The sequence below is a fragment of the Mycobacterium sp. genome (genome assembly GCF_044342925.1).
GTDB lineage: Bacteria > Actinomycetota > Actinomycetes > Mycobacteriales > Mycobacteriaceae > Mycobacterium.
This window is the reverse complement of record NZ_JBIIOV010000134.1, coordinates 1-8976: the sequence shown is the minus strand read 5'-3', so window position 1 is coordinate 8976 and position 8976 is coordinate 1. Positions and strand designations below refer to the sequence as shown.

Genomic DNA, 8976 nt, shown 5'->3' with positions numbered 1-8976 from the left:
TATCCCGCTAACGCGATCCGTGCACGCGTCCCCTCCGAGTGAGAGCGATCAAATTGGCTGGAAATTTTCGTTAGCCGGAGTGGGATTGAAGTTTTCCATGCTCAAGGAAACGGATCGGTTTACCTGTCCCGCAAGCGGCGCCGGCGGCGACTGGATCATAAAGCTTCCGGACAAGATGTATCGTGGCGTGCCATTGAATGAGTATGCGATGATGCATTTGGCTAGTCGTATTGGTGTTGATGTTCCTGAAATCAAGCTGGTCCACAGGGACGAAGTCACCGGCCTTCCCGAGAGTGTTTGGCCGGAGTCGGAAGACTTTGCCTTCGCGGTCCGCCGATTCGATCGGGGGGAGTCGCGTGAAAAAATCCATATCGAGGATCTAGCGCAAGTCCGGGGATTTTACCCCGAAAATAAGTATCGAGGAAACCTCGAAACGGTCGCCAATCTTTTCTTCCGCGGGGTCGACACCAGCGCGCTAATTCAGTTCACGAGGCGGCTGACGCTCAACATACTCATCGGTAATGGGGATGCGCATTTGAAGAATTGGTCTCTTATTTACCGAGACCGCCGCAAGCCCACTATTTCGCCGGCCTATGACATCGTGTCGACGGGTTTGTACGTTCCGCGGGGCGATAAGCATGATCTGGGGCTGACCTTCGGCGGCTCCCGGCGGTTCGAGGATATGCGTCTCGCTACGTTCGGCAAGCTTGCCCGGCGCCTGAACGCCGATGTTGACTTGGCTGACGTCGCCGAGGACACGGTGGCGAAGGCCATCGCCGAGTGGCCAGGTGCCGCTAACCTCCTTGAGGCCGCACCGGACGTGCGCACAGAGGTCGAGAACTCTCTTGAACAGCGGTCTAGAACGCTTCGGCGCGGAAACGCCGCGCCTCCAGGCTGAACTGAAGAGTAAGCCCGAATCGATTTGCATCTGACTGCATAATCATGCAGGATGGCTGCATGACAACGGCGGCGGTCGCGGGCGCGAGCGGGTACGCGGGCGGTGAAATCCTGCGGTTGCTGCTCGGTCACCCCGGCTATGCCGACGGCAGCCTGACCATCGGCGCACTGACCGCGGCGGCCAGTGCGGGCAGCATGCTGGGGGAGCATCACCCGCACCTGCTGCCGCTGGCCGAGCGGGTCATCGAACCCACCGATGTCGAGGTGCTGTCCGGGCACGACGTGGTCTTCCTGGCGCTGCCGCACGGTCACTCCGCCGAGATCGCCGAGCAGCTCGGCCCGGATACCGTGGTGATCGACTGCGGCGCCGACTTCCGGCTGACCGACGCCGCGGACTGGCGGCGTTTCTACGGCTCAGAGCACGCCGGCAGCTGGCCCTACGGTTTGCCCGAACTTCCCGGCGGCCGGGACCGCTTGCGCGGAGCCACCCGCATCGCGGTGCCCGGCTGCTATCCCACCGCCGCCCTGCTGGCGCTGCTTCCCGCGGTGGCGGCGGACCTGGTCGAACCCGCCGTCACCGTGGTGGCCGTCAGCGGCACCTCCGGCGCCGGGCGGGCCGCCAAGGTGGACCTGCTGGCCTCTGAAGTCATCGGGTCGGCCCGGGCCTACAACATCGCCGGGGTGCACCGGCACACCCCCGAGATCGCCCAGGGCCTGCGGGCCGTCACCGACAAGCCGGTCACGGTGTCGTTCACCCCGGTGCTCATCCCGACCGCCCGCGGCATCCTGGCGACCTGCACGGCCCGCACGTCGGCGTCGCCGGCCCGGATTCGGGAGGCGTACGAAAAGGCCTACGCCGCAGAGCCCTTCGTGTATCTGCTGCCCGACGGCCGGCTGCCGCAGACCGGGTCGGTGATCGGCAGCAACGCCGCCCAGCTGGCGGTGGCCGTCGACGCCGACGCCGGCGTGCTGGTGGCGGTGTGCGCGATCGACAACCTGGTCAAAGGAACGGCGGGAGCTGCGGTGCAGTCGATGAACCTGGCGCTGGGATGGCCGGAGGTCCAGGGGCTTTCGACGGTGGGACTGGCCCCGTGACGGAACTCCACGCCTCCCCCCGAATCCGTCTGCTGCGCAACCAAGGTGTCACCGCTCCGGCCGGCTTCCGCGCCGCCGGCATCGCCGCGGGCATCAAGGCGTCCGGAAAACCCGATCTGGCACTGGTGTTCAACGAGGGGCCGGACTACGCCGCGGCCGGGGTGTTCACCCGCAACCAGGTGAAAGCCGCCCCGGTGCTGTGGACCAGCCAGGTGCTCACCACCGGCCGGCTGCGGGCGGTGCTGCTGAACTCCGGCGGTGCCAACGCCTGCACCGGTCCCGAAGGTTTCGGCGACACCCACCGTGCCGCCGAAGCCGTCGCCGCGACCCTGTCCAACTGGGGCACCGAGACCGGGCCCATCGAGGTCGCCATCTGCTCCACCGGCCTGATCGGGGACCGGCTGCCGATGGAGAAGGTGCTGGCCGGCATCACCGAGATCGTCCACGAACTGGCCGGCGGCCTGAGCGGCGGCGACGATGCCGCGCACGCCATCATGACCACCGACACAGTGCCCAAACAGGTTGCGCTGCACCACTCGCTGGACTCCGGCGAGAACTGGACGCTGGGCGGGATGGCCAAGGGCGCCGGCATGCTGGCGCCGTCGCTGGCCACCATGCTGGTGGTGCTCACCACCGACGCCGTCGCCGATGCGACCGCGCTGGAAACCGCGTTGCGCCGCGCCACCACCCGGACCTTCGACCGCCTCGACGTCGACGGCAGCTGCTCCACCAACGACACCGTGCTGCTGCTGGCCTCCGGTGCCAGTGAGATCCGCCCCACCCAGGAGCATCTCGACGACGCGGTGCTGCAGGTGTGCGACGACCTGTGCGCGCAACTGCAGGCCGACGCCGAAGGCGTCACCAAGCGGGTGGCCATCACCGTCACCGGAGCCCCCACCGAGGACGACGCCGTCACCGCCGCCCGGATCATCGCCCGCGACAGCCTGGTCAAGACCGCGCTGTTCGGCTCCGACCCCAACTGGGGCCGGGTGCTGGCGGCGGTCGGCATGTCGCCCTTCACCCTCGACCCGGCCCGGATCTCGGTGTCGTTCAACGGCTTCCCGGTCTGCGTCGATGGGGCCGGTGCGCCCGGCGCGCGGGACGTCGACCTGTCCGGACCCGACGTCGCCGTCGTCGTCGACCTCAAACTCGGCGACGGTGCGGCATGCGTCCGCACCACCGACCTCTCGCACGCCTACGTCGAAGAGAACTCGGCGTACAGCTCATGAGCATCCCCACGAACGCCAAGGCGGCGGTGCTGGCCGAGGCGCTGCCCTGGCTGAAAGCGCTGCACGACAAGATCGTCGTGGTGAAGTACGGCGGCAACGCCATGACCGACGACACCCTCAAGGCCGCGTTCGCCGCCGACATGGTGTTCCTGCGCAACTGCGGTGTGCACCCGGTGGTGGTGCACGGCGGCGGACCGCAGATCAGCGCGATGCTGAAGAAGCTCGGCATCCCCGGTGAGTTTAAGGGCGGCTTCCGGGTCACCACCCCGGAGGTGCTCGACGTCGCCCGGATGGTGCTGTTCGGCCAGGTCGGCCGTGAGCTGGTCAACCTGATCAACGCCCACGGCCCCTATGCCGTCGGAATCACCGGTGAGGATGCGCAGTTGTTCACCGCGGTGCGGCGCAGTGTCACCGTCGACGGCGTGGACACCGATATCGGCCTGGTCGGCGACGTCGAGCAGGTCAACACCGACGCCGTGCGCGATCTCATTGCGGCGGGCCGTATTCCGGTGGTCTCGACCATCGCCCCCGACGCCGACGGGGTGGTCTACAACATCAACGCCGACACCGCCGCCGCGGCCCTGGCCGAGGCGCTGGGCGCGGAGAAGCTGCTGATGCTCACCGACGTCGAAGGGCTCTACACCCGCTGGCCGGACCGCGATTCGCTGGTCAGCGAGATCGACACCACTGCTCTGGCCGCCGTCCTGCCGACCCTCGAAGAGGGCATGGTGCCCAAGATCGAAGCCTGCCTGCGGGCGGTCAACGCCGGCGTGCCCAGTGCCCACGTGATCGACGGGCGGGTGGAGCACTGCGTGCTGGTGGAACTGTTCACCGACGAGGGCACCGGCACCAAGGTCACGCCATGACGGATCAGGCCATGACCGGTCAGCCCGAGGCCCAACAGCACGGCCTGCTGGAGCGCTGGCAGTCGGTGATGATGAACAACTACGGCACCCCGCCGCTGGCGCTGGTCAGCGGGGACGGCGCGGTGGTCACCGACATCGACGGCAACACCTACCTGGACCTGCTGGCCGGCATCGCGGTCAACATCCTGGGACACCGCCACCCGGCCGTCATCGCGGCGGTCACCACCCAGCTCAACACCCTGGGGCACGTCTCCAACCTCTACGCCACCGAACCGGGCATCGATCTGGCCGAAAAGCTCGTCGGGCATCTGGGTACCCCGGCGCGGGTGTTCTTCTGCAACTCCGGCGCTGAGGCCAACGAGGTCGCCTTCAAGATCACCCGGCTGACCGGGCGTACCAAAATCGTTGCCGCCCAAGGCGCCTTCCACGGCCGCACCATGGGGTCGCTGGCGCTCACCGGCCAGCCCGCCAAGCAGGCGCCGTTCCAGCCGCTGCCCGGCTACGTCACGCACGTGCCCTACGGCGACGCGGAAGCACTTGCGGGCGCTGTCGATTCGGACACCGCCGCGGTGTTCCTCGAACCGATCATGGGGGAGGGCGGTGTGGTGGTGCCGCCGGACGGCTATCTGGCCGCCGCCCGCGCGATCACCAGCCGGCACGGGGCGCTGCTGGCCGTCGACGAGGTGCAGACCGGTGTCGGGCGCACCGGGGTGTTCTTCGCGCACTCCCACGACGGCATCACGCCCGACATCGTCACCCTGGCCAAAGGGCTCGGCGGCGGCCTGCCGATCGGCGCCTGCCTGGCCATCGGCCCGGCGATCGACCTGATGACCCCGGGTATGCACGGCAGCACCTTCGGCGGTAACCCGGTGTGCACCGCCGCCGCCTGCGCGGTGCTGCGGGTGCTGGAGACCGACGACCTGATGAACCACGCCGGGGCGATGGGCAGGAAACTCCACCACGGCATCGAGGCGCTGAACCACCCGCTGGTCCACTACGTGCGCGGGCGGGGTCTGCTGCGTGGCATCGTGCTGACCGCCCCGCACGGCAAGGCCGTCGAGACCGCCGCCCGCGACGCCGGCTTCCTGGTCAACGCCGCCGCCCCCGACGTCATCCGGCTCGCCCCGCCGCTGATTATCAGCGAGGCTCAGGTGGACAGCTTTCTGTCGGCGGTGCCGGCGATCCTCGACGCGGGTCTGGTTGCCGGAGAACACCAGTCGTGACCCGGTCATCGGAGATCACCCGCGCCGGCCGGCAGGCGCGCATCGTCGCTATCCTGTCGTCGCGGTCGGTGCACAGCCAGGGCGAACTGGCGGCGTGTCTGGCCGACGAGAGCATCGAGGTCACCCAGGCCACCCTGTCGCGCGATCTGGAGGAACTCGGCGCGGTGAAGCTGCGTGGCGCCGACGGCGGTGGCGGGGTGTACGTGGTGCCCGAGGACGGCAGCCCGGTGCGCGGGGTCGCCGGGGGCACCGATCGGCTGCACCGGCTGCTCGGGGAACTGCTGGTGTCCACCGACGCCAGTGCCAACCTGGCCGTGCTGCGCACCCCGCCCGGGGCGGCGCACTACCTGGCCAGCGCCATCGACCGGGCCGTCCTGCCCGACGTGGTCGGAACCATCGCCGGTGATGACACGATCTTCGTCGTCGCCCGCGAGCCCATGACCGGTGCTCAACTGGCCGTCATGTTCGAGAACATCCGCTAAACGAAGGAGCACTCCCATGTCCGAGCGCGTCATCCTGGCCTACTCAGGCGGGCTGGACACGTCGGTGGCCATCAGCTGGATCGGCAAGGAGACCGGCAAAGAGGTCGTCGCCGTGGCCATCGACCTCGGCCAGGGCGGCGAGGACATGGAGGTGGTGCGCCAGCGCGCCCTGGACTGCGGCGCGGTGGAGGCGGTCGTCATCGACGCCCGCGACGAGTTCGCCGACGACTACTGCCTGCCGGCCATCCAGTCCAACGCCCTCTACATGGACCGCTACCCGCTGGTGTCGGCGCTGAGCCGGCCGCTGATCGTCAAGCATCTGGTGACGGCCGCCCGCGAGTACGGCGGCGGCATCGTCTCGCACGGCTGCACCGGCAAGGGCAACGACCAGGTGCGCTTCGAGGTCGGATTCGCCTCGCTGGCACCGGATCTGGAAGTCCTGGCCCCGGTGCGCGACTACGCCTGGACCCGGGAGAAGGCCATCGCCTTCGCCGAGGACAACGCCATCCCGATCAACGTCAGCAAGCGCTCCCCGTTCTCCATCGACCAGAACGTCTGGGGCCGCGCCGTGGAGACCGGCTTCCTGGAGCACCTGTGGAACGCCCCGACCAAGGACGTCTACGACTACACCGAAGACCCGACGCTGAACTGGAACACCCCTGATGAGGTGATCGTCGGATTCGAGCGCGGGGTGCCGGTGTCCATCGACGAGCGCCCGGTCACGGTGCTGCAGGCCATCGAAGAGCTCAACCGGCGCGCCGGAGCCCAGGGGGTGGGCCGCCTGGACGTGGTGGAGGACCGACTGGTGGGCATCAAGAGCCGGGAGATCTACGAGGCTCCGGGTGCCATGGTGCTCGTGACCGCACACACCGAACTGGAGCACGTCACCCTGGAGCGCGAACTGGGCCGGTTCAAGCGGCTCACCGATCAACGCTGGGGCGAACTGGTCTACGACGGGCTGTGGTTCTCCCCGTTGAAGACGGCGCTGGAGAGCTTCGTCGCCAAGACCCAGGAGCGGGTCACCGGCGAGATCCGAATGGTGTTGCACGGCGGGCACATCGCGGTCAACGGCCGGCGCAGCCCGGAGTCGCTGTACGACTTCAACCTGGCCACCTACGACGAGGGCGACACCTTCGACCAGTCGGCGTCCAAGGGCTTCGTCCACGTGCACGGCCTGTCGTCGAAGATCGCGGCGCGTCGGGACCTGCGGGCCGATCAACCCGCCCAGTGAGCGCCAACGAGGGCGGCACCAACCAGCCCAGCACCAACGAGGGCGGCACCAATGAGGGCTCGCTGTGGGGCGGTCGGTTCTCCGGCGGTCCCGCACCCGCTCTGGCGGCGCTGAGTAAGTCGACGGACTTCGACTGGGTGCTGGCCCCCTACGACGTCGAGGCGTCCAAGGCGCATGCCAGGGTGCTGCACGGCGCCGGCCTGCTCACCGACGACCAGCGCGACGGCCTGCTCGCCGGTCTGGACAGTCTCGGAATCGACGTAGCCGATGGCACTTTCGCGCCGCTTGTCACCGACGAGGATGTGCACGGCGCGCTGGAGCGCGGGCTGATCGACCGGGTCGGCGCCGACCTGGGCGGCCGGCTGCGGGCCGGCCGGTCACGGAACGACCAGGTGGCCACCCTGTTCCGGATGTGGCTGCGCGACGCGATACGCCGGGTGGCCGACGGGGTGCTGGAGGTGGTCGGCGCGCTGGCCGGGCAGGCCGCCGCGCACCCGACGGCGATCATGCCGGGCAAGACCCATCTGCAGGCCGCCCAACCGGTGCTGCTGGCCCATCACCTGCTCGCGCACGCGCACCCGCTGTTGCGCGACGTCCACCGCATCGTCGACCTGGACGCCCGGGTCGCGGTGTCGCCGTACGGGTCCGGGGCGCTGGCCGGGTCGTCACTAGGCCTGGACCCCGACGCCATCGCCGCTGACCTCGGCTTCGCCGCCGCCGCCGACAACTCCATCGACGCCACCGCCGCCCGCGACTTCGCCGCCGAAGCCGCCTTCGTGTTCGCCATGATCGGGGTTGACCTGTCCCGGCTTGCCGAGGACATCATCATCTGGAGCACAACGGAATTCGGGTACGCCGCCCTCGACGACTCCTGGTCCACCGGCAGTTCGATCATGCCGCAGAAGAAGAACCCCGACATCGCCGAGTTGGCCCGCGGAAAGGCCGGCCGCCTGATCGGCAACCTGACCGGACTGCTGGCCACCCTCAAGGCGCAGCCGCTGGCCTACAACCGGGATCTGCAGGAGGATAAGGAGCCGGTGTTCGACTCGGTGGCCCAGCTGGAACTGGTGCTGCCGGCGATGGCCGGCCTGGTCGGCACGCTGCGCTTCGACGTCGACCGGATGGCGGCGCTGGCCCCGGCCGGCTACACGCTGGCCACCGACGTCGCCGAATGGTTGGTGCGCAAGGGCGTGCCGTTCCGGGTGGCGCACGAGGCGGCCGGCGCGGCCGTGCGTACCGCGGAGCGCCGCGGCGTGGGCCTCGACGAGCTCACCGACGACGAACTGGCCGGGATCAGCGCCGATCTGAGCCCCGAGGTCCGCGCGGTGCTGACCGTGGAGGGTTCGGTGGCCGCGCGCAGCGCCCGCGGCGGCACCGCGCCGGCGCAGGTCGCCCGTCAGCTCGGGCTGGTCCGCGACGACGCCGCCAGACTGCGCGCGCTGCTGGCGAGGTGACGTGACGGCCGCCCGCGGCTCGGGATACGACCTGTTCGGCAACCGGCTGTTCCGAAACCTCTGGGGCGCCAACCTGATCCATGCGCTCGGTTTGGTGATGCTGCTGCTCGGCGCGTCCTGGGTGATGACGTCGCTGACCGACAACCCGCTTCTGGTCAGCATGGTGCAGACCATGATGAGCCTGCCGTTCCTGTTCTTCAGCATTCCGGCCGGAGTGCTGGGCGGCTACCTGATGGGCCTGGCGGGCATCGCGGTCCTGCTGTTCACCAGGGCGGTGTCCCACCTGGTCATGATCGCCGCCCTGCTGCGAATCCCGAAGAGCAGCAGCGCCACCCCCGGCGGCAGCCCCAACGGCGCAGCCTCCCCGCGCAGCCTGCGCGCTCAGGTGGGCTCCTCGGTGCGCGACGGCTGGCGGGCCGTCACCGGCTCCCCGCAGCTGTACGGACCGCTGTTGCGGTGCGTGACGCTGATGGTGCCCGTGGGGGCCGTGCTGGCGCTG

The 8976-nt window shown here is 69.1% G+C and carries 9 protein-coding genes; all 9 read left to right on the top strand.

What is annotated here, in order from left to right; all coding sequences use genetic code 11:
- Nucleotides 1-898, top strand: an 898-nt coding sequence (locus ADBZ6I_RS13410) for a type II toxin-antitoxin system HipA family toxin (RefSeq protein WP_526384618.1), incomplete at its 5' end; no start/stop codon positions are given.
- Between the two features lie 59 nt (nt 899-957).
- The gene (gene argC / locus ADBZ6I_RS13405) at nt 958-1992 is read left to right on the top strand and encodes an N-acetyl-gamma-glutamyl-phosphate reductase (RefSeq protein WP_526384616.1); all 1035 of its coding nucleotides are present in this window, start codon (nt 958-960) and stop codon (nt 1990-1992) included.
- 23 nt (nt 1993-2015) lie between these two features.
- On the top strand, nt 2016-3221 hold the full coding sequence (gene argJ / locus ADBZ6I_RS13400; RefSeq protein ID WP_526384622.1) for a bifunctional glutamate N-acetyltransferase/amino-acid acetyltransferase ArgJ: 1206 nt from the start codon (nt 2016-2018) through the stop codon (nt 3219-3221).
- Nucleotides 3218-4087, top strand: a complete 870-nt coding sequence (argB, locus tag ADBZ6I_RS13395; RefSeq protein WP_526384614.1) for an acetylglutamate kinase — start codon at nt 3218-3220, stop codon at nt 4085-4087. The genes argJ and argB overlap by 4 nt, the downstream gene beginning before the upstream one ends.
- Nucleotides 4088-4098: 11 nt before the next feature.
- The gene (locus ADBZ6I_RS13390) at nt 4099-5310 is read left to right on the top strand and encodes an acetylornithine transaminase (RefSeq protein ID WP_526384620.1); all 1212 of its coding nucleotides are present in this window, start codon (nt 4099-4101) and stop codon (nt 5308-5310) included.
- On the top strand, nt 5307-5792 hold the full coding sequence (locus ADBZ6I_RS13385) for an arginine repressor (protein WP_526384612.1): 486 nt from the start codon (nt 5307-5309) through the stop codon (nt 5790-5792). Before ADBZ6I_RS13390 ends, ADBZ6I_RS13385 begins: the two co-directional genes overlap by 4 nt.
- A 16-nt stretch (nt 5793-5808) precedes the next feature.
- Nucleotides 5809-7023, top strand: a complete 1215-nt coding sequence (locus ADBZ6I_RS13380; RefSeq protein ID WP_313674278.1) for an argininosuccinate synthase — start codon at nt 5809-5811, stop codon at nt 7021-7023.
- Complete coding sequence (argH, locus tag ADBZ6I_RS13375) at nt 7020-8477, top strand: argininosuccinate lyase (protein WP_526384610.1); 1458 nt, start codon at nt 7020-7022, stop codon at nt 8475-8477. The genes ADBZ6I_RS13380 and argH overlap by 4 nt, the downstream gene beginning before the upstream one ends.
- Before the next feature lies 1 nt (nt 8478).
- Nucleotides 8479-8976, top strand: a 498-nt coding sequence (locus tag ADBZ6I_RS13370) for an MFS transporter (RefSeq protein WP_526384608.1), incomplete at its 3' end; no start/stop codon positions are given.